The 19,994-nt window shown below is 72.7% G+C and carries 17 protein-coding genes and 2 tRNA genes; 13 read left to right on the top strand and 6 right to left on the bottom strand.

Going from position 1 to position 19,994, the window contains the following annotated elements:
* Positions 1-291: 291 nt before the first annotated feature.
* Positions 292-1,242, top strand: coding sequence for a zinc-binding dehydrogenase (locus ACIQGZ_RS18205; protein ID WP_402602904.1), 951 nt, complete (start codon positions 292-294; stop codon positions 1,240-1,242).
* Between the two features lie 7 nt (positions 1,243-1,249).
* On the opposite strand, the gene cutA is transcribed toward ACIQGZ_RS18205, so the two are convergent.
* Both cutA and pepN read right to left on the bottom strand, forming a co-directional pair.
* A complete protein-coding gene (cutA, locus tag ACIQGZ_RS18200; protein ID WP_402602902.1) occupies positions 1,250-1,567 on the bottom strand; it encodes a divalent-cation tolerance protein CutA in 318 nt (105 codons plus the stop codon).
* Entirely contained in the window at positions 1,564-4,188 is a 2,625-nt protein-coding gene (pepN, locus tag ACIQGZ_RS18195) for an aminopeptidase N (protein ID WP_402602901.1), read from the bottom strand. Before pepN ends, cutA begins: the two co-directional genes overlap by 4 nt.
* Positions 4,189-4,375: 187 nt before the next feature.
* Between pepN and ACIQGZ_RS18190 the strand changes: the two genes are divergently transcribed.
* From ACIQGZ_RS18190 to ACIQGZ_RS18165, 6 genes are all read left to right on the top strand, one after another.
* Positions 4,376-5,008, top strand: coding sequence for a DsbA family protein (locus ACIQGZ_RS18190; protein ID WP_402602899.1), 633 nt, complete (start codon positions 4,376-4,378; stop codon positions 5,006-5,008).
* A 344-nt stretch (positions 5,009-5,352) separates the two neighbouring features.
* Positions 5,353-5,952 carry a biotin transporter BioY gene (locus ACIQGZ_RS18185; protein WP_402602898.1) on the top strand — a complete coding sequence of 200 codons (600 nt, stop codon included), beginning with the start codon at positions 5,353-5,355 and terminating at the stop codon, positions 5,950-5,952.
* 105 nt (positions 5,953-6,057) lie between these two features.
* Positions 6,058-6,546 (top strand): ribose-5-phosphate isomerase, encoded by a 489-nt coding sequence (locus ACIQGZ_RS18180; protein WP_402602896.1) that lies wholly within the window; start codon positions 6,058-6,060, stop codon positions 6,544-6,546.
* A gap of 7 nt (positions 6,547-6,553) precedes the next feature.
* Positions 6,554-7,363, top strand: a complete 810-nt coding sequence (locus ACIQGZ_RS18175; RefSeq protein ID WP_402602895.1) for an Fpg/Nei family DNA glycosylase — start codon at positions 6,554-6,556, stop codon at positions 7,361-7,363.
* A 290-nt stretch (positions 7,364-7,653) separates the two neighbouring features.
* Entirely contained in the window at positions 7,654-8,835 is a 1,182-nt protein-coding gene (locus ACIQGZ_RS18170) for a PP2C family protein-serine/threonine phosphatase (protein ID WP_402602893.1), read from the top strand.
* A gap of 414 nt (positions 8,836-9,249) precedes the next feature.
* Positions 9,250-9,444, top strand: a complete 195-nt coding sequence (locus tag ACIQGZ_RS18165) for a hypothetical protein (protein ID WP_402602892.1) — start codon at positions 9,250-9,252, stop codon at positions 9,442-9,444.
* Positions 9,445-9,495: 51 nt separating this feature from the next.
* Here the strand turns inward: ACIQGZ_RS18165 and ACIQGZ_RS18160 are convergent, their stop codons facing one another.
* Together ACIQGZ_RS18160 and ACIQGZ_RS18155 are read right to left on the bottom strand one after the other, a co-directional pair.
* The gene (locus tag ACIQGZ_RS18160) at positions 9,496-10,314 is read right to left on the bottom strand and encodes a DUF6348 family protein (RefSeq protein WP_402602890.1); all 819 of its coding nucleotides are present in this window, start codon (positions 10,312-10,314) and stop codon (positions 9,496-9,498) included.
* Positions 10,315-10,582: 268 nt separating this feature from the next.
* A tRNA-Gly gene (locus ACIQGZ_RS18155) sits at positions 10,583-10,656 on the bottom strand.
* Positions 10,657-10,829: 173 nt separating this feature from the next.
* On the opposite strand from ACIQGZ_RS18155, the gene ACIQGZ_RS18150 reads away from it, so the two are divergent.
* From ACIQGZ_RS18150 to clpX, 5 genes are all read left to right on the top strand, one after another.
* Positions 10,830-10,903, top strand: a tRNA-Pro gene (locus ACIQGZ_RS18150).
* Between the two features lie 299 nt (positions 10,904-11,202).
* Positions 11,203-12,600 carry a trigger factor gene (tig, locus tag ACIQGZ_RS18145; RefSeq protein WP_402602889.1) on the top strand — a complete coding sequence of 466 codons (1,398 nt, stop codon included), beginning with the start codon at positions 11,203-11,205 and terminating at the stop codon, positions 12,598-12,600.
* Between the two features lie 287 nt (positions 12,601-12,887).
* A complete protein-coding gene (locus ACIQGZ_RS18140) occupies positions 12,888-13,493 on the top strand; it encodes an ATP-dependent Clp protease proteolytic subunit (RefSeq protein WP_402603122.1) in 606 nt (201 codons plus the stop codon).
* A gap of 69 nt (positions 13,494-13,562) precedes the next feature.
* A complete protein-coding gene (locus tag ACIQGZ_RS18135) occupies positions 13,563-14,219 on the top strand; it encodes an ATP-dependent Clp protease proteolytic subunit (protein WP_402602888.1) in 657 nt (218 codons plus the stop codon).
* Between the two features lie 259 nt (positions 14,220-14,478).
* A complete protein-coding gene (gene clpX / locus ACIQGZ_RS18130; RefSeq protein WP_402602887.1) occupies positions 14,479-15,762 on the top strand; it encodes an ATP-dependent Clp protease ATP-binding subunit ClpX in 1,284 nt (427 codons plus the stop codon).
* 73 nt (positions 15,763-15,835) lie between these two features.
* Here clpX and ACIQGZ_RS18125 read toward each other — a convergent pair whose 3' ends face one another.
* Both ACIQGZ_RS18125 and ACIQGZ_RS18120 read right to left on the bottom strand, forming a co-directional pair.
* Complete coding sequence (locus ACIQGZ_RS18125) at positions 15,836-16,069, bottom strand: hypothetical protein (RefSeq protein ID WP_402602886.1); 234 nt, start codon at positions 16,067-16,069, stop codon at positions 15,836-15,838.
* Between the two features lie 16 nt (positions 16,070-16,085).
* Positions 16,086-17,072 (bottom strand): hypothetical protein, encoded by a 987-nt coding sequence (locus ACIQGZ_RS18120; protein ID WP_402602884.1) that lies wholly within the window; start codon positions 17,070-17,072, stop codon positions 16,086-16,088.
* 203 nt (positions 17,073-17,275) lie between these two features.
* On the opposite strand from ACIQGZ_RS18120, the gene ACIQGZ_RS18115 reads away from it, so the two are divergent.
* The gene (locus ACIQGZ_RS18115; RefSeq protein ID WP_402603120.1) at positions 17,276-19,912 is read left to right on the top strand and encodes a valine--tRNA ligase; all 2,637 of its coding nucleotides are present in this window, start codon (positions 17,276-17,278) and stop codon (positions 19,910-19,912) included.
* Positions 19,913-19,994: the final 82 nt, after the last annotated feature.

The following is a 19,994-nucleotide window of genomic DNA, read 5'->3' as shown; positions in this document are numbered from 1 at the left end:
CTGACCCCGCCGCGCCTGCCGGCCGCGAAAGGTGAGGACATCGTAGAGGCGCCCACTGACAGCCCGGTCACCGGGCGCGACCGGCCCCCGCACACCCGGTGACCGCCCGTCAGCCGTGCGGCTGGCCCGGCGGGCTGCCGACCCCTGTCTTGCATGAGCAGTGCTCGACGCCGTCCCCGCGACCACGGCCGCGGCCCCCCGGCCGCACTTGACTTCAACCGCCCTTGAAGTTGCAGCCTCAGGGGCGGAACCGACGATCGACCGGAGGCGGACAGGATGCGCGCGGTGTGGATGAGGGAGTTCGGCGGGCCGGAGGTCCTGGTCGCGGGGGAGGCGCCGGACCCGGTGGCCGGGCCGGGGCAGGTCGTGGTGGAGGTGGAGTTCGCCAACATCACCTTTGTGGAGACCCAGTACCGGGCGACCGGCGCCGGTCCGTTCCCCGCCCGGCCGCCGCTGGTCCCCGGCAACGGCGTCGGCGGCGCGGTCGCCGCCGTGGGCCCCGGGGTCGACCCGGCGCTGATCGGCAGGCGGGTGGTCAGCGGCACCGGCGGTTCGGGCGGCTACGCCGAGCGGGTCGCGGTCGCGGCGGACGGGCTGGTCGCGGTGCCCGCCGGCTTGGCCATGGACACTGCGGTGGCGCTGCTGGCCGACGGCCGTACGGCGCTGTCGCTGGTCCGGGCGGCGGCGCCGCGCCCGGGGGACCGGGTGCTGGTGGAGGCGGCAGCGGGCGGCGTGGGCACCCTGCTGGTCCAGCTCGCCGGGGCGGCCGGTGCCACCGTGGTCGCGGCGGTGGGCGGCCCGCGCAAGGCCGATGTCGCCCGTGGGCTGGGCGCCGCCGTGGTCGTCGACTACCGGCAGCCGGACTGGTCGGAGCGGGTGCGGGAGGCCGTCGGCGGTCTGGACGTGGTCTTCGACGGCGTGGGCGGTGCCATCGGCCGCTCGGCGTTCGAGCTGGTCGAGCGCGGTGGGCGGATGTACAGCTACGGGCTGGCCGGGGGCAGTTGGGCGGACGTCCCCGACGAGGCCGCCGCCGCCCGCGAGGTGACCATCCGCCGTGGCCCGCCGGGCAACCCGGCCCGACTGCTCGCCCTCACCGCCGACGCGCTGGCCGAGGCGGAGGCGGGCCGGCTGCGCCCGCTGATCGGCCAGCGCTTCCCGCTGGAGCGCGCCGCCGACGCGCATCGCGCCATCGAGACCCGCGCCACGGTGGGCAAGACCCTGCTGACCGTCCACCATCCCTGATGGATGGTCAGCCGCTCTCGGCGTCGATCCAGGCCAGGTATGCGGCGCTGCCCCGCTGGATGTCCACCGCGATGATCTCCGGGGTGTCGTAGGTGTGGTGCTCCTTGACCACCTGCTCCAGCGCGGCGTAGCGGGCGGCGGTCGTCTTGTAGAGCACCCGCCACTCCTCGTCCAGCCGGACGGCGCCGTCCCACCGGTAGACGGAGCGGATCGGCCCGTCGATCTGCGCGCAGGCGGCGACCCGGGCCTCGACGGCGGCGCGGGCCAGCAACTCGGCCCGCTCGGCGCTGTCGGTGGTGGTCAGTACGGTGAGGTGGTCGGTCATCGTGCCCCTCTCGGGTGCGCGGCGGCCGCGTCGCACGCCTGGGCGCGCAGCGCTCGGGCGAGGTCGTCGCGGCACTCCAGGACCAGGCGGCGCAGGGCGGGGGCCGCGCCGGGGTGGGCGGTCAGCCAGTCGTCGGTGGCGGCGAGCGTCCGCTCGGTGGTCTGGAGGCGGGGGAAGAGGCCGCTGACGATCCGCATGGCGATCTCGATGGAGCGGTTCTCCCAGACGTCCTCCAGCACCGCGAAGTACCGGGGTGCGTACGGCGCCGTCAGCTCCCGCTGCGCGGACCGCTGGAAGCCGCCGATCCGGGCGTCGACCAGCGCATTGGGCAGCTCGTCGGACTCCACGACCGCGCGCCAGGTCTCGGCCTTGGCCTCGGCGGTGGGCAGCGACGCCAGGGCGAGGGTCTGTAGGCGGCGACCGCTGGCGGTGTCGTCCCGCTCCAGCTCGGCGGCCAGGTCGGCCTCGGTGGCCGGCCCCGCGCCGGCCAGCGCCTGCCACAGCGTCCAGCGCAGCTCCTGGTCGACGTCCAGGCCGTCGATCCGGGCGCTGCCCGCCAGCAGGCCGCTCACCAGTTGCAGATGCTCGGGCGAGGACGCGGCCTGGGCGAACGCCCGGGTCCAGGCGAGCTGGTGGTCGCTGCCGGGGGCGGCGGCGCGCAGTTCGCGCAGCGCGCCGTCCGCGAGCAGCCGGCCGGCCTCCGCGCGGTGGTCGGCGGCGGTGAAGAGTTCCACCGCCGTCCACGCCTGCTGGTGCAGCGACTGGAGGACGCCGATGTCGGACTCCTGCCCGGCGAAGCGCAGCACCAGGTCCAGGTAGTCGCGGGCGGGCAGCAGGCCGTCCCGGGTGGAGTTCCACAGCGCGGACCAGGCCAGGGCGCGGGCCAGCGGCTCGGTGATGTCACCGAGCGCGTGGCGCAGCGTGCCGAGCGAGGTCTCGTCGAAGCGGATCTTGCAGTACGTCAGGTCGTCGTCGTTGAGCAGCACCAGTTCCGGCCGGGGCCGGCCGGCCAGCTCGGTGACGGCGGTGCGGGCGCCGGCCACGTCGAGTTCGGCGCGGGCGGTGCGGACCAGGGCGCCGTCCGGGTCGCGGTTGTAGAGGCCGACGGCGATCCGGTGCGGGCGCAGCTCGGGGTGGTCGTCGGCGGCTTCCTGGAGGACGGCGAGCTCGGTGATCCGGCCCTCGGCGTCCACGGTCAGCTGCGGGGTGAGCGTGTTGACCCCGGCCGTCTGCAGCCAGGCGCGCGACCACTCGGCCATCGCCTCGCTGCCGCGCCCGGAGGTGTCGGCGAGCACGGCCAGCAGGTCGTCGAGCACGGTGTTGCCGTACGCGTGCCGCTTGAAGTAGCGCCGCGCGCCCTCGAAGAAGGCGTCCCGGCCGACGTAGGCGACCAGCTGCTTGAGCACCGCGGCGCCCTTGGCGTAGGTGATGCCGTCGAAGTTGAGCTTGGCGTCCTCCAGGTCGCGGATGTCCGCGGTGACCGGGTGGGTGGTGGGCAGCTGGTCCTGCCGGTACGCCCAGGCCTTGCGGCGGTTGGCGAACGAGATCCAGCCGCTGTGGTACCTGGTCGCCTCGACCAGCGAGAAGGTGCCCATGAAGTCGGCGAAGGACTCCTTGAGCCACAGGTCGTCCCACCACTGCATGGTGACCAGGTCACCGAACCACATGTGCGCCATCTCGTGCAGGATGACGGTGGCGCGGCCCTCGTACGCGGCGTCGGTCACCCGCGACCGGAAGACGTACTCCTCGCGGAAGGTGACGCAGCCCGGGTTCTCCATGGCGCCGATGTTGTACTCGGGCACGAACGCCTGGTCGTACTTGCCGAACGGGTACGGGTAGTCGAACTCCTGGTGGAAGAAGTCCAGCCCCTGCTTGGTGACGGTGAAGATCTCGTCGGCGTCGAAGTGCTTGGCCAGCGACCGGCGGCAGAGCGCGCCCAGCGGGATCTCCAGGGTGCTGCCGTCGGCCAGCTCGCGGCGGTAGCGGTCGCGCTCCACGTGGTACGGACCGGCGACGACGGCGGTGATGTAGGTGGAGATCGGCTGGGTGGGTGCGAACCGCCAGCGGCGCAGCCCCTCGCCGTCCGCGACCGGCTCGGCGGCCGGGGCGGAGTTGGAGAACACCTCCCAGTGGGCGGGCGCGGTGACGGAGAAGGCGAACGGCGCCTTGAGGTCGGGCTGCTCGAAGTCGGCGAACACCCGGCGGGCGTCGGCCGGCTCGTACTGGGTGTACAGATAGGTTTCGCCGTCCACCGGGTCGGTGAAGCGGTGCAGGCCCTCGCCGGTGCGGCTGTACGCGCACTCCGCGTCCACCACCAGCTCGTTGACCGCCGCCAGGCCGTCGACCGCCACCCGGGCGCCGTCGAAGACCTCGGCCGGGTCCAGCGCGCGCCCGTTGAGGACGACGGAGTGGACGGCGGGGGCCAGCAGGTCCAGGAAGGTGGCCGCGCCGGGCTCCGAGCAGCGGAAGCGGACCGTGGTCCGCGAGCGGAACGTCCCTGCCGTGCCGTCGGTGACCGGCACCACGGCGGAGCGCAGGTCGAGGTGGACGTCATAGCCGTCCACGGTCAGGATGCGGGCCCGCTCCCGGGCCTCGTCACGGGTCAGGTTTCGTCCCGGCACTGCGGTACTCCTTTGTCCGGCTTGTGGCGGTATGCGATTGAGGGGCGGGTACGCCGTCCGCATCCTTTCACGCCATCCGCGCCCAGGGCCGCCCCAGGGGAATGGGCCGCCGCCGGGCCGCGTTGCAGCACTGCGCTACCACTGTGAGTCCCGTTGCGGCGAGACCCCGTTCAGAAGGATTGCGACCTTGAGCGTCGAAGAGACCAAGACAGCCGACTTCTGGTTCGACCCGCTGTGCCCCTGGGCGTGGATGACCTCCCGCTGGATGCTGGAGGTGGAGCAGATCCGCCCGGTGCGGACCCGCTGGCACGTCATGAGCCTCGCCGTCCTCAACGAGGGCCGCGAGGACCTGCCCGAGCAGTACCGCGACTTCCTGAAGACCGCCTTCGGCCCGGTGCGGGTCTGCATAGCCGCCGCCCAGCAGCACGGCGACGACGTGCTCGGCCCGCTCTACACCGCGCTCGGCACCCGCTTCCACAACCAGGAGCAGCCGCGCGACCGCGCCACCATCGAAGCCGCGCTGGAGGAGGTCGGCCTGCCCCGCGAGCTGGCCGACGCCGCCGACACCGACGCGTACGACGACGCGCTGCGCGCCTCGCACAAGGAGGGCATCACCCTGGTCGGCGAGGACGTCGGCACCCCGGTGATCGCCGTGCCCGGCCCGGACGACGAGCGGATCGCCTTCTTCGGCCCGGTGGTCACCCCCATTCCGCGCGGCGAGGCGGCCGGCCGGCTCTGGGACGGCACGCTGCTGGTGGCCGGCACCCCCGGCTTCTACGAGATCAAGCGCACCCGCACCGCGAGCCCCTCCTTCGACTGACGGACCGGCCCACCGGTACGGACCGGCCCCGGCGGAGGATGCCTCCGCCGGGGCCGCCCTGCCCGCCCGGAACGGCGCGGGTGGAGGACCGGGGCCGATCCGGACTGGTCTCCACCGGAAGGACGCGGCCGGACCCGCAATGGTTCCCGTACGTGACCCCGAGGGCGCGCAGCGTGACGCGAGCGCCCTCGCCGGGCGCCGCAGCGCCCGCCGTTGCCGGAACTCCACAACGCCCCGCGCTGCGGCTTTGTCAGCACCGGCCGGGGTGCCGGACCGGGGCCGACCAGTAGGTTCACAAGGGTTAACCCACCGCCTGCCCCCCACCTCCAGCGGAGACCACCAGCATGAGCACCGCCACCGCCTCGATCCGCCCCGGCGCCGTCCTCGCCGACCTGCTGCCGGCCGCCGCCGGGGCCCGCGCCCTGGCCCGCGACACCGCCCTGGTCGTCGGGGGCGCCGCGCTCACCGGCCTCGCCGCGCAGTTCAGCCTCCCGGTGCACGGCTCGCCGGTGCCGGTGACCGGCCAGACCTTCGCCGCGCTGCTGGTCGGCACCGCCCTGGGCGCCCGGCGCGGCACCGCCTCGCTCGGCCTCTACCTGCTCGCCGGTATGGCCGGGCTGCCCTGGTTCTCCGAGGGCGCCTCCGGAGCCGGCCTCGCCACCCTGGGCTATGTCATCGGCATGGTGCTCGCCGCCGGACTGGTCGGTGCGCTCGCCCGGCGCGGCGCGGACCGGGGACCGCTGCGCACCGCCGGCGCGATGCTGCTGGGCAACCTCGCCATCTACGCCGTGGGCGTGCCCTACCTGGCCGCCTCGATCCACGTCCCGCTCAGCCGCGCCGCCGACCTCGGCCTCTACCCGTACCTGCTGGGCGACGGCCTGAAGATCGCCGTCGCGATGGGCGCCCTGCCGCTCGCCTGGCGCCTGGTCGGCCGCCGGGGCTGACCCGCCCGGACCGGCGGCGGCCGGGCCCCGGCCCCCGGGCCCGACCGCCCCGCTCGGCCGACCCTGGGCACTCCCCGGGGCGCCCGCCGTGCAACACTCCTGGGTATGCGCGTGTACCTGGGATCCGACCACGCCGGATACGACCTGAAGCAGCACCTCGTCCAGTGGCTGAAGGACGCCGGCCACGAGCCGGTCGACTGCGGGCCGCACCTCTACGACGCCGAGGACGACTACCCGCCGTTCTGCCTGCGCGCCGCCGAGCGCACCGCCGCCGACCCGGAGGCGCTGGGCATCGTCATCGGCGGCTCGGGCAACGGCGAGGCCATCGCCGCCAACAAGGTCAAGGGCGTACGGGCGGCCCTCGCCTGGAGCGAGGAGACCGCCACCCTCGGCCGCGAGCACAACAACGCCAATGTGCTCAGCATCGGCGCCCGGATGCACACCGAGGAGCAGGCAACCCGTTTCGTCGAGGTCTTCCTGGCCACGCCGTTCTCCCCGGCCGAGCGCCACAGCCGCCGCATCGCGATGCTGACCGAGTACGAGACCACCGGCGCGCTGCCGCCCATCCCGGCCCACCACCCGCAGGAGTCCTGACCGCCCCGTGCCCGAGGGACACACCATCCACCGGCTGGCCATCGAACACCTCCGGGCGTTCGGTGGCCGGCCCGTTCGCGCCACCAGCCCGCAGGGGCGCTTCGCCGCGAGCGCCGCGCTGCTCGACGGCCGGGTGCTGGACGGCGTCGAGGCGCACGGCAAGCACCTCTTCCTGGGCTTCGGCGGGACCGGCTGGGTCCACGTGCACCTGGGCCTGTACGGCACCGTCACCTTCGGCGCCGCGCCCGCGCCGCCGCCGGTCGGCCAGGTGCGGCTGCGGCTGGCCGGCGCGGACGGCTACGCGGACCTGCGCGGGCCCGCCGCCTGCGAGCTGATCACCGCCGCCGAGAAGGACGCCCTGCACTCCCGGCTCGGCCCCGACCCGCTGCGGCCGGCGGACGACCCGGAGCGGGCCTGGCAGCGGATCTCCCGCAGCCGCAGCCCGGTGGCCGCGCTGCTGATGGACCAGAAGGTGCTGGCCGGGGTCGGCAACGTCTACCGGGCCGAGGTGCTCTTCCGGCTCGGCATCAGCCCGCACCGGGCCGGCCGCGACCTCACCCGCACCGAGTGGGACGCCCTCTGGGCCGACCTGGTCGAGCTGATGCGCGCCGGTGTCGCGGCGGGCCGCATCGACACCGTACGGGCCGAGCACACCCCGGAGGCGATGGGCCGGCCACCCCGGGTGGACGACCACGGCGGCGAGGTCTACGTCTACCGCCGCACCACCATGCCCTGCCTGATATGCACCACCCCGGTCCGCACCGAACCCCTCGCCGCCCGCAACCTCTTCTGGTGCCCCACCTGCCAGCAGCGCTGACCGCGGAATCCGCCCCCAGCCAGGCACCCGCCCTGCCGCCGTGGTCCCCCGGCGCCCCCGGGCGGCCCGCACGCCGGACGGCGGCGCGCGGTGGCCCCGGGGCGCCCCCTCGCGCACCCCGCGCCGACCCGCAGGCCGCCCGGCGCACGGCCGACGGATACTCCCTGGCGTGCGCCGTTGCGCCGCCTCCGCCGCCCAGACCCCCACTCGGTGCGAAACGGCCGAAGTCCGGCCCTCCGCCGGTACCGGCCGTCGACGGCCAGCAGGAGTGCTGGATAAGGTCAAGGCCCATGGCAGGCAGCACGCCGGGCACCACCCCCCGGTCAACCGCGACGGCCCGGGTGCGCAAGGCGCTCCGCCGGGCCTATCGCAGGCTGCGCAGAACCGGCGTCGACTACTTCCGCGGCGATGCCTCCGACTGGCTGGCCTTCGGCGTGCTGCTGGTGCTCTGCCCGATCCTGGTGGTGCTCAACATCGGGGTGCCGGTCTGGTGCCCGCCCACCGCCCTGGTGCTGCCGATCCTGGCCGGCGCCTTCCTGCTGCGGCCCAGCAGTCTGGTGCTGCTGTACGCCACCGCCGCCGCCGGGCTGTCCGTGGAGTCGGTGGTGCACGCCACCGCGCGCAGCATCAGCCACCACGCCGGCTCCTACCCCGAGGGCGTCACCCCGGGCGCCGCGCTGGTCGTCGGCGCGGTGGGCGTGGCCGGGCTGCTGCTCGCCCAGTTCCGCAACCGGGTCGGCGTGCCATGGCGCGGCGGCGGCTCGATGCTCTTCGACCTGCGCGAACGGCTGCGGGTGCAGAGCCAGATCCCGCTGCTGCCGGACGGCTGGCACGCCGAGATGGCGCTGCGCCCGGCCGGCGGCCAGTCCTTCTCCGGCGACTTCGTGGTGGCCGCCCGTACCGGGTCCGGCAGCAGCGTGCTGGAGGCGGTGGTCGCGGACGTGTCCGGCAAGGGCATGGACGCGGGCTCGCGGGCGCTGCTGCTCTCCGGCGCGTTCGGCGGTCTGCTGGGCTCGCTGCCGCCGCACGACTTCCTGCCCGCCGCCAACGGCTATCTGCTGCGCCAGGAGTGGGAGGAGGGGTTCGCCACCGCCGTCCACCTCGCCCTGGACCTGGACACCGGCGAGTACGAGCTGCTGTCCGCCGGCCATCTGCCGGGGATGCAGATGTGCGCCGGAGCGGGGCAGTGGAAGCTCAAGGAGGCCGCCGAAGGGCCGCTGCTCGGCATATACGACGGCGCCAAGTTCGAGGGCGTACGGGGCAGACTGGACCACGGTGACCTGCTGCTGCTCTGCACCGACGGCATGGTGGAGGCGCCGGGCCGCGATCTGGCCGAGGGCATGGACCGGCTGATGGGCGAGGCCGACCGGCTGGTGGCCGGCGGCTTCGAGGGCGGTGCCTGGCGGCTGATAGAGACGGTGGCCAAGGACATCAACGACGACCGCGCGCTCCTGCTGATCTGGCGCGACTAGCCGCCGCAGGGCGGGGTGGCGCCCTGTCAAACCGCCGAGTCGATCTTCGGACAATTCGCTGCGGGTCGCCGCGCCCTCGCGACCGCCCGCTCGGCTCCGGGGTCGTCCGTGCACCGCGTACTGCGGGCGCCGGAACGGCGGGCGGCCGTGCCGGGGCCGAATACCTGCGCCACGCACCGTGTTCGGCGCATTTTCGCTGTGACGGACGTGTCGCGATGTGACGCGTGCGACGAGTCCTTTACGGAGTGCGTACGGCAGACCAGACTGGGGTCGGGCGGGACCGGGCGGGTGCTCGGGGGGAAGTCGTCGGACGGCACACACGGCGGCGGAACCACGAGGGCTTCACCGGTCGTCCCTGCCCCGGGGCCGTCAGCACCGGTCCCTGAGCAGTCGCGACCGAGGAAGTGAATCCGGGTGGTCTTCTCCGTCTCCGCGTTGGTCCTGTTCGCCATCATCCTGATCATCCTGATCAGAAACAAGACGATGAAGCTGGCGCACGCGATACTCGGTGCGCTCTTCGGCTTCTTCCTCGCGCAGTCCTCGGCGGCGTCGCCGCTCCAGGATTTCTTCAGTCAGATCGCCAAGACCCTCAACGATCTGGCGAGCTGACCGGCTGACGACCCGTCGACCTCACCGGCTGCCCCTTCACCGGTCGGCCCTTCACCGGTCGGCCCGCCAGGCGCCCCACCAGCGGCGCAGCAGCCCCCCGCCCCGGGGCGCCGGCGGCCGTGGACCGGCGGGTGCCCGGCCGGGCGGCGCGGGGTCGGTGAGCGGGCTCAGCTCCGCCGTCCGCAGCGCCGCCGCATCGGTGCCGTCCGCCAGCAGCAGGACGTAGATCCTGGCCCAGCACAGGCGCTCACCGCGCGGCCAGTCCAGGGTGCGCAGCGCGGCGGAGGCGGCTTCCGACACCTCGCCGCCCACCCGCACCTCCGCGACGTCGTCCCCGGCCCGGCCGCCCAGGAACAGCTTGACGCCGTTGAGCAGCGGATGGTCGAGCGCCGGGAGCAGCTGTTCGGCCAGCGCGGGCAGTATCTGGTTGTCGCGCAGCCACTCCGCCAGCGCATCGCTGCCGAAGCCGAAGACGCACGCCGGGCCCTGCACCGCGTGCCAGCCCGGCACCCCGCCCGGCCGGTCCGGCCCGTAGTGGTCGCCGTGCTCGCCGCGCCGGTCCAGCAGCTCGACCACGGTGGCGGCGGTGGTGGTTCCCCACATCCGTACGGCGTTGTCGAGCTTCTCCTCCTCGGTCTTGCCGAGGCCGGCCGCGCAGTCCCAGAGCACCGGTGTGTCGGAGCGCCCGAGGTGCAGCACAAAGCCCAGGTCGACATGGCCGCCGGTGGCGTCGGGGTGCTCCCGGACCGCCACCGCCGTGGTCCCCGGGCCGCGCACCACGGCGCCGTCCGCCCGGAACTCCCGGCCGTAGCGGGCCATCTCGCGGACCACGCTGCGCTGTATGACGTCCAGTCGCTCCTGGGGACCCAAGGCGCACTCCTCTGGTCTCGAAGGGACGGTCGACCGGTCGAACACCTGTGAGGCTAGCGGCGCCGCCGCCCATCGGCGAAACTTTCGCCGGTCGGCCGCGCCCGGCCGACCGCCGCCGACGCTCGATCAGATCCCCGCCGGACCACGCGGATGGGCCGCCCGGCCCGCCGTCGTACGCACCGGGCACCGGGCACCCTATGCCGGTGCCCGTACCAAGCAGTCAGGCCCCGGGCCAGCGATCGACTCGCTGGCCCGGGGCCTGACAGGGTGGAGCGGGCGACGGGAATCGAACCCGCGTAGCCAGTTTGGAAGACTGGGGCTCTACCATTGAGCTACGCCCGCGTGTGCGTACGCCGGAGACGTACCGCCCCGGGATCGCGGCCGACCCCGAGGACGCGCTCAGCCTACCCGGTCGGCCTGCCCCGATGCACACCGCTCGCCGATCCCGGCGGAGGTGGCCCCGCGTAATTCGGGGGGACCTCCCAGGTGAGCATGTACGCTACCTGTCGTTGCAACGGGGTGTGGCGCAGGTTGGTAGCGCGTCCGCTTTGGGAGCGGAAGGTCGTCGGTTCAAATCCGGTCACCCCGACAGCACGGGAAGTCCCCCGCCCGCCCGGGTGGGGGACTTCCGCCGTACCGGGCCGGTCTCCGGGGCTCAGCTGCCCGTCGGCCGTCCGTCCGGGTTTGTGGTACCGGTAGGATGGATCGCTGGCGACCGCTCGTGTGGCATGCTCACCGTTCGGCCGTCCGAGGGCGAGGAGCACGCTCACCGTCCGTACGGGAGATGCCGCTCCATGTGGCCCATCGCCCGTCTCGCCGGCCGCCCAAGCCCTCACGGGCCCCCGCCCGGCGGACAACCCGACCGCAAAGCCCCAAGGAGACCCAACCGTGAAGAGCGCCGTGGAGACTCTGAACCCGACCCGGGTTCGACTCACCGTCGAGGTGCCCTTCGAGGAGCTCAAGCCCAGCCTCGACGCGGCGTACAAGAAGATCAACCAGCAGGTCACGGTTCCGGGCTTCCGCAAGGGCAAGATCCCGGCTCGCGTCATCGACCAGCGCTTCGGCCGTGCGGCGGTGCTGGAGGAGGCCGTCAACGACGCCCTTCCGCGCTTCTACACGCAGGCCGTCGACGCGGGCAAGATCGAGGTCCTCGGCCAGCCCGACATCACCGACATCGCCGGCGTGGAGCACCTCGCCGACGGCGGCGACCTGAAGTTCACCGCCGAGGTGGACATCCGGCCGGAGATCACCCTGCCCGAGTTCGCCGGCATCGAGGTGACCGTCGACGCGGTCGAGGTCACCGACGAGGACATCGACGCCTCCCTGGAGCAGCTGCGCGAGCGCTTCTCCTCGGTCAAGGCCGTCGAGCGCGCCGCCGCCGACGGCGACGTGGTGGTCGTCGACCTGGAGGCCAAGGTCGACGGTGAGGTGCCGGAGGACGGCACCGCCACCGCCGTGTCGTACGAGATCGGCTCCGGCCGCTTGCTCGACGGCATCGACGAGGCCGTCATCGGCGTGGAGGCCGGCGGCACCGCTACCTTCACCACCGAGCTCAAGGGCGGCACCCAGGCCGGCCAGGAGGCCGAGGTGACGGTCACCGTCACCGCCGTCCAGGAGAAGGAGCTCCCCGAGCTGGACGACGAGTTCGCCCAGCTGGCGAGCGAGTTCGACACCCTGGAGGAGCTGCGCGAGGACTCGCGCAAGCGGCTGGCCCGGATGAAGGAGTTCGACCAGGCCACCCAGGCCCAGGAGCGCGTGCTCGAGGCGCTGCTGGAGCAGGTCGAGATGCCCTTCCCGGAGAAGCTGCTCGCGGACGAGATCGAGACCCGCAAGCACAACCTGGAGCACCACCAGCTCGCCCAGATGGGCCTGGACCTCGAGACCTGGCTGAAGACCCAGGACAAGACGGTCGAGGAGTTCGAGCAGGAGACCGAGGACCAGGCGAAGAAGGGCATCAAGACCCAGTTCGTGCTGGACCAGATCGCCGCCGACGAGGAGCTCTCCGTCAGCCAGGAGGAGCTCACCGAGCACCTCATCCGCCGCGCCGCCGGCTCGGGCCTCAGCCCCGACCAGTTCGCGCAGCAGATCGTCCAGGGCGGCCAGGTGCCGCTGCTGGTCGGCGAGGTCGTCCGGGGCAAGGCGCTGGCGCTGGTCGTCGAGGCCGCCAAGGTCGTCGACACCGAGGGCAACGCCGTCGACTTCGAGGACGACGAGGACGCGGACGCGGAGACCGTCGAGGCCACCGCCGAGGCCACCGAGTCGGCCGAGGGCGACACCGAGGCCTGATCCTCCCCGGTCGCCGCGCGCGATCCCGAGTACCACCCGGCGGGCCCGGGTGCGGCCGAGTGCCGCACCCGGGCCCGCCGTGCCGTCGGCGCCCTGGTCACGGGCTGTGCAGCCTGCGCTCACAGCGAACAGTTCTGTGTGGGGGATGGCCCGGCCCAACCCGCGCGTTAGGGTCCATGAGAAGGAACAATCAGCACAGCAGACGCCGTGGCGGCCGGGGGCCGGCCGCCCGATTCAACTGAGCAGGTGGCTACGTGACGACTCCCCAGATCGCGACCCCGGGCCTCATGGCGCCCCGCGCCGCCGGTGACATCCCCGGCGTCGGCCTCGGCGACCAGGTGTACAACCGTCTGCTCGGCGAGCGCATCATCTTCCTGGGCCAGGCGGTCGACGACGACATCGCCAACAAGATCACCGCCCAGCTGCTGCTCCTCGCGGCAGACCCTGAGAAGGACATCTACCTCTACATCAACAGCCCCGGCGGCTCGGTCACCGCCGGCATGGCGATCTACGACACCATGCAGTACATCAAGAACGACGTGGTGACCATCGCCATGGGCCTGGCGGCCTCCATGGGCCAGTTCCTGCTCACGGCCGGTGCCAAGGGCAAGCGCTTCGCCCTGCCGAACGCCGAGATCCTGATGCACCAGCCCTCGGCCGGCCTGGGCGGTTCCGCGACCGACATCCGCATCCAGGCCGAGCAGCTGCTGCGCACCAAGCACCGGATGGCCGAGCTGATCGCCTTCCACAGCGGCCAGTCGCTGGAGCAGATCACCAAGGACTCCGACCGCGACCGCTGGTTCTCCGCCGACGCGGCGAAGGACTACGGCCTCATCGACGAGGTCATGCACCACGCCGCGGACGTCCCCGGCGGCGGTGGCACGGGCGCCTGAGCCCCCGGCAGCCCATCAGCAGCACGACACCGCCCCACGACAGTCCGTACGCAACGGAGGCCAGAACCCATGAACATTCCCAGCCTGATGGGCGAGGCCCACGAGCGCCTGCGCGCCGAGGGCCGCTACATCGTCCCCCGCTTCGTCGAGCGCACCTCGCAGGGCATCCGGGAGTACGACCCGTACGCGAAGCTCTTCGAGGAGCGGGTCATCTTCCTGGGCTCGCAGATCGACGACGTCTCGGCCAACGACATCATGGCCCAGCTGCTCTGCCTGGAGTCGATGGACCCGGACCGGGACATCAACCTCTACATCAACTCCCCGGGCGGCTCCTTCACCGCGCTGACCGCGATCTACGACACCATGCAGTTCGTGAAGCCGGACATCTCCACCGTCTGCATGGGCCAGGCGGCCTCGGCGGCGGCGGTGCTGCTGGCCGCCGGTACGCCCGGCAAGCGGATGGCGCTGCCCAACGCCCGGGTGCTGATCCACCAGCCGTACACCGAGACCGGCCGCGGCCAGGTCTCCGACCTGGAGATCCAGGCCAGGGAGATCCTCCGGATGCGTGAGCAGCTGGAGACCCTGCTGGCCAAGCACTCCAAGAAGGAGATCGAGGAGATCCGCGAGGACATCGAGCGGGACAAGATCCTCACCTCCGAGGAGACTCTGGAGTACGGCCTGATCGACCAGATCGTCTCGACCCGGAAGAGCTCGCTCATCGGCTGAGCGGGACGATGCGTCGGCCGCGACCCACCCCCGTCTACCGGGGCGGGTCGCGGCCTGGCACCATCGGACACCAAGGCGGTGCACTGCGCACGCGCCCGGTGGCACCCGCCGTCCCCCTCGGTCCCTCGATCACGGATTCGCCCAGGGCGTACGGCCAAGCCGCTGAAGACGGCCGATCGGCGGGCCCGACGGAGTACCGTCGGATACCAAGCACCAGGCTCCGACCCCCACGGGGCCTTTGGCGAAGGGGAAGCACCTCGTGGCACGCATCGGAGACGGTGGCGACCTGCTCAAGTGCTCGTTCTGTGGCAAGTCCCAGAAGCAGGTGAAGAAGCTCATCGCCGGCCCCGGCGTATACATCTGCGACGAGTGCATCGACCTCTGCAATGAGATCATCGAGGAGGAGCTCGCCGAGACCTCCGAGGTGCGGTTCGAGGAACTGCCGAAGCCGCGCGAGATCTACGAGTTCCTCGACCAGTACGTGGTCGGCCAGGACACCGCCAAGAAGTCGCTCTCGGTCGCCGTCTACAACCACTACAAGCGAGTGCAGGCCGGCGAGAGCGGGCGGCACGGCGGCCGCGACGACGGCATCGAGCTGGCCAAGTCCAACATCCTGCTGCTGGGCCCCACCGGCTCCGGCAAGACGCTGCTGGCCCAGACCCTGGCCCGGATGCTCAATGTGCCGTTCGCCATCGCGGACGCCACCGCGCTGACCGAGGCCGGATACGTCGGCGAGGACGTCGAGAACATCCTGCTGAAGCTGATCCAGGCGGCCGACTACGACGTCAAGAAGGCCGAGACCGGGATCATCTACATCGACGAGATCGACAAGGTGGCCCGCAAGAGCGAGAACCCGTCGATCACCCGCGACGTCTCCGGCGAGGGCGTGCAGCAGGCCCTGCTGAAGATCCTGGAGGGCACCACCGCCTCGGTGCCGCCGCAGGGCGGCCGCAAGCACCCGCACCAGGAGTTCATCCAGATCGACACGACGAACGTGCTGTTCATCGTGGGCGGTGCCTTCGCCGGTCTGGAGCGGATCATCGAGGGCCGGGCCGGCAAGAAGGGCATCGGCTTCGGCGCCACCATCCGCTCCAAGCACGAGATCGACGCCGGCGACATGTTCCGCGCGGTCATGCCGGAGGACCTGGTGAAGTTCGGGATGATCCCGGAGTTCATCGGCCGCCTCCCGGTGATCACCTCGGTGCACAACCTGGACCGCGAGGCGCTGCTCCAGATCCTCACCGAGCCGAAGAACGCGCTGGTCAAGCAGTACCGGCGGCTCTTCGAGCTGGACGGCGTGGAGCTGGAGTTCTCCCGGGACGCCCTGGAGGCCATCGCGGACCAGGCCATCATGCGGGGCACCGGCGCCCGCGGCCTGCGCGCGATCATGGAGGAGGTGCTGATGTCGGTGATGTACGAGGTGCCCTCCCGCAAGGACGTGGCCCGCGTCGTGGTCACCGGCGACGTCGTCTCCAAGCACGCCATCCCCACCCTGGTCCCGCGCGACATGATCAAGCGGGAGCGGCGCGAGAAGAGCGCCTGACCCCGGCCGACACGCAGTGGGCCCCGCACCGGTTCGGTGCGGGGCCCACTGCGTCGGTCGGGCGTTCCTGCGGCTACTTGGGGACCTCGGTGAGCTCACGGAAGGCACGCACCTGGGCGGCGGCCGCGTCCAGGTTGCGCCGTACGGCTGGGGCGCCGCGTACGGCGGTGGGGCGGCGCCGTACGGCGGGGAAGGGGTGCCGTACGGCTGCGGGGCGGGGGCTGCGGTGCGGCGCCGGGCGCCGCCCATATCCCGGGGTCGCCCGGCTGCTGGTCCGGCAAGGTCCGTCCGGTGCCGGTGCTGTCAACCGGCCGCCGGACGGGCTACCGGTGCTGCACCACGCCGTCGCGGATGGTCCGGGTCTGGTCCGCCGCCTTCGCCAGGTCGAGCGGCTGCGCGGTGCCGCCGTCACTGGTCGGCTGGAGGGTGAAGATCACCAGCGACATGGTCGCGTGGTTCGCCCAGAAGCAGACCGGCATGTCGCCCTTGGAGGTCTGGAGCTGGCCGCAGCGCAGCAGCCCGCCGCTGTCCCTGGGGTCCTTGGCGGGGAAGTTCCGCAGCGGCTCGCTGAACCTGGTCTTCTTCTCGGCCAGCGTGGCGTTCAGCTTGGTGGTGATCGCCTGCTCCGGATCGGCGATCTTCCCGTAGGCACCGGCCAGGGTCAGCAGCGCCCGGGGCGAGCCGCCGACGTACTCGGCGCCCACCGTGGTCATCTCGGTGCCGAAGCCGGCGGTCTGGCTGTCGCTGGCCGGTGCCTCCTTGTGGCTGGCGACCGCGTAGCCGCCGGGCAGCGTCGCCGGAGTGGCGATCTTGTACTTGCCGCTGATGTCCTCGTCGCCGCCGCCGGACAGCATCGCGGCGGCCACACCGCCGACGCCGAGCACCACCACGGCCGCGACGATCCCGATCACCAGGCCCTTGCGGCTCCTGGGCTGCGCCACCGGCGGTCGGCCGCCGCTGGGCGGGCCGTAGGGCGGCTGCTGCTGCGGGTAGCCCTGCGGCGGCCGGCCGTAGGGCGCCTGGCCGTAGGGAGGTTGACCGTAGGGCTGGCCCCCGTAGGGCGGCTGGCCCCCGCCGTAGGGCTGACCGCCGTACGGCGGCTGCTGCGGCTGGCCGTACGGACCGCCGCCCCCGTAGCCCGGGGCGCCCTGCGGCGGCGCGGCCGGTGCACCGTACGGCTGCTGCTGCTGCTGGGGCTGCTGGGGCTGCTGGGGCGGCGGCGGATAGCCGCCACCGGGCGGCGGGCCGTAGGGGTTCGGCTGCGGCTGCTGTCCCGGGGTCTGCGGATACTGCGGTCCCTGCCCGTACATGCGGTGTCTCCCCCGGCCGCCCCGGGGCGGCGCGTCGTGGTCCTCGTACGCCCCGCCGGCGGTCCGTCAGATGCCGGGCCGGCAGGCGCACCCCCGTCGTGGTCGAATATCCGGCACGCTATCCCACCGCACCCCCCAGCGTCGCCAGGACCAGCGGTGCGGCACCGCCCCCACACTTCCGTAAACTGTGTGTCGTGACCGACATGACGAACCAGCGCCCCGAGGCCGACCAGGCCGCGGACCACAGTGCCGCCGCCACCCTGCCGACCCAGTACGCACCGGCCGAGGTAGAGGGGAAGCTGTACGAGCGCTGGGTAGCCGCTGGTTACTTCCGGGCCGACGAGAAGAGCGAGAAGCCGCCCTACACCATCGTCATCCCGCCGCCGAACGTCACCGGCAGCCTCCACCTGGGCCACGCCTTCCAGCACACCCTGATGGACGCCCTCACCCGCCGCAAGCGGATGCAGGGCTACGAGGCGCTGTGGCTGCCCGGCATGGACCACGCCGGCATCGCCACCCAGAACAAGGTCGAGCAGCAGCTCGCCGAGGAGGGCCTCTCCCGGCACGACGTGGGCCGCGAGGCGTTCGTGGACCGCGTCTGGCAGTGGAAGGAGGAGTACGGCGGCCGGATTCTCGGCCAGATGCGCCGGCTGGGTGACGGCGTCGACTGGTCCCGCGAGCGCTTCACCATGGACGAGGGCCTGTCCAAGGCCGTCCAGACCATCTTCAAGAAGCTCTTCGACGACGGCCTGATCTACCGCGCCGAGCGCATCATCAACTGGTGCCCGCGCTGCCACACCGCCATCTCCGACATCGAGGTGGAGCACGAGGAGAGCGCCGGCGAGCTGGTCTCGATCCGCTACGGCGACGGCGACGATTCCATCGTGGTGGCCACCACCCGGGCCGAGACGATGCTCGGCGACACCGCCGTCGCCGTCCACCCCGACGACGAGCGCTACGCCCATCTGGTGGGCAGGACCATCCCGCTGCCGCTGACGAACCGTCGCATCCCGGTGGTGGCCGACCAGCACGTCGACCCGGAGTTCGGCACCGGCGCGGTCAAGGTCACCCCGGCCCACGACCCCAATGACTTCGAGATCGGCCAGCGCCACGACCTGCCGTCCCTCACCGTGATGGACGAGGACGCCCGGATCACCGTGCACGGCCCCTTCCTGGGCCTGGACCGCCACGAGGCCCGCGAGGCCGTGGTGGGCGCGCTGCGCGAGCAGGGCCGCATCGTCGCGGAGAAGCGTCCGTACATGCACGCGGTCGGCCACTGCTCCCGCTGCAAGACCACCGTCGAGCCCCGGCTCTCCATGCAGTGGTGGGTCAAGGTCGGCCCGCTGGCGCAGGCGGCCGGCGACGCGGTGCGCGACGAGCGGGTGCGCATCCACCCCAAGGAGATGGCGGGCCGCTACTTCGCCTGGGTGGACAACATGCACGACTGGTGCATCTCGCGCCAGCTGTGGTGGGGCCACCGCATCCCGGTCTGGTACGGCCCGGACGGCGAGGTCGTCTGCGTCGGACCGGACGAGCAGCCGCCGAGCGGCGCGGGCTGGACGCAGGACCCCGACGTGCTGGACACCTGGTTCTCCTCGGCGCTGTGGCCGTTCTCCACCCTGGGCTGGCCGGAGCGCACCGCCGACCTGGAGAAGTTCTATCCGACCGATGTCCTGCTGACCGGCCACGACATCATCTTCTTCTGGGTCGCCCGGATGATGATGTTCGGCCTGTACGCGATGGACGGCGTGGCGCCGTTCCACACCATCGCGCTCACCGGCCTGGTCCGCGACGAGCACGGCAAGAAGATGTCCAAGTCCAACCCCAACTCGGTGGACCCGCTGGACTGGATGGACGCCTACGGCTCCGACGCGGTGCGCTTCACCCTGGCCCGGGGCGCCAACCCCGGCGCCGATGTGCCGATCGGTGAGGACTGGGTCCAGGCGTCCCGCAACTTCGCCAACAAGGTCTGGAACGCCACCCGGTTCGCCCTGATGAACGGCGCCACCGTCACCGGCCCGCTGCCGGAGCTGGAGGACCTCTCGGCCGCCGACCGCTGGATCCTCTCCCGGCTGAACGCCACCGTCGCCGAGGTGGACGCGCTCTACGACGACTACCAGTTCGCCAAGCTCTCCGACGCGCTGTACCACTTCGCCTGGGACGAGGTCTTCGACTGGTACGTGGAGCTGTCCAAGACCACCCTGGCCAAGGGCGGCGCCCCGGCCGACGCCTCGCGCCGGGTGCTGGGCGAGGTGCTGGACGTCACGCTGCGGCTGCTGCACCCGGTGGTGCCGTTCGTCACCGACACCCTGTGGACCACCCTCACCGGCCGCGAGTCGGTGGTCACCGCCGAGTGGCCGACCGACCGGGGCTTCCGCGACCCGTCGGCCGAGGCGGAGATCGCCACCCTCCAGCAGGTGGTCACCGAGGTCCGCCGGTTCCGCGCCGACCAGGGCCTCAAGCCGGGGCAGAAGGTGCCCGCCCGGCTGGAACTGGCGGGCACCCCGCTGGTCGCCCACGAGGACGCCATCCGCTCGCTGCTGCGCCTCCAGCCGGCCGGTGACGGCTTCACCGCCACCGCTTCGCTGCCGGTGGCCGGCGCCACCGTCTCGCTGGACCTCTCCGGCGCCATCGACGTGGCCGCCGAGCGCAAGCGGCTGCTGAAGGACCTGGCCACCGCCGAGAAGGAGCTGGCCCAGACCACCGCCAAGCTCGGCAACGACGGCTTCATGGCCAAGGCCCCCGAGCAGGTCGTGGTGAAGATCCGCACCCGCCAGGCCACCGCCGAGGCCGACATCGCCCGGATCACCGCCCAGCTGGCGGCGCTGCCCCAGGCGTGACCCGCAGCCCGACGCGGCGCCGGGCGCGGCGCCGGACTCCCCACCGGGAGCCCGGCGCCGCGCCCGCCCCGGTCCGCCCCGG

It is taken from the genome of Streptomyces sp. NPDC092296 (assembly GCF_044755465.1).
Classification (GTDB): Bacteria; Actinomycetota; Actinomycetes; order Streptomycetales; family Streptomycetaceae; genus Peterkaempfera.
The sequence above is the reverse complement of the archived record's forward strand: the minus strand, read 5'-3'. Positions and strand labels throughout refer to the sequence as shown.

What these genes read in the sequence shown, in the direction of transcription:
- ACIQGZ_RS18205 (WP_402602904.1), top strand. Translation starts at nt 292, where the DNA reads ATGAGGGAGTTCGGCGGGCCGGAGGTCCTGGTCGCGGGGGAGGCGCCG.
- cutA (WP_402602902.1), bottom strand. Translation starts at nt 1,567, where the DNA reads ATGACCGACCACCTCACCGTACTGACCACCACCGACAGCGCCGAGCGG.
- ACIQGZ_RS18185 (WP_402602898.1), top strand. Translation starts at nt 5,353, where the DNA reads ATGAGCACCGCCACCGCCTCGATCCGCCCCGGCGCCGTCCTCGCCGAC.
- ACIQGZ_RS18180 (WP_402602896.1), top strand. Translation starts at nt 6,058, where the DNA reads ATGCGCGTGTACCTGGGATCCGACCACGCCGGATACGACCTGAAGCAG.
- ACIQGZ_RS18170 (WP_402602893.1), top strand. Translation starts at nt 7,654, where the DNA reads ATGGCAGGCAGCACGCCGGGCACCACCCCCCGGTCAACCGCGACGGCC.
- ACIQGZ_RS18140 (WP_402603122.1), top strand. Translation starts at nt 12,888, where the DNA reads ATGGCGCCCCGCGCCGCCGGTGACATCCCCGGCGTCGGCCTCGGCGAC.
- ACIQGZ_RS18135 (WP_402602888.1), top strand. Translation starts at nt 13,563, where the DNA reads ATGAACATTCCCAGCCTGATGGGCGAGGCCCACGAGCGCCTGCGCGCC.
- ACIQGZ_RS18120 (WP_402602884.1), bottom strand. Translation starts at nt 17,072, where the DNA reads ATGTACGGGCAGGGACCGCAGTATCCGCAGACCCCGGGACAGCAGCCG.
- ACIQGZ_RS18115 (WP_402603120.1), top strand. Translation starts at nt 17,276, where the DNA reads ATGACGAACCAGCGCCCCGAGGCCGACCAGGCCGCGGACCACAGTGCC.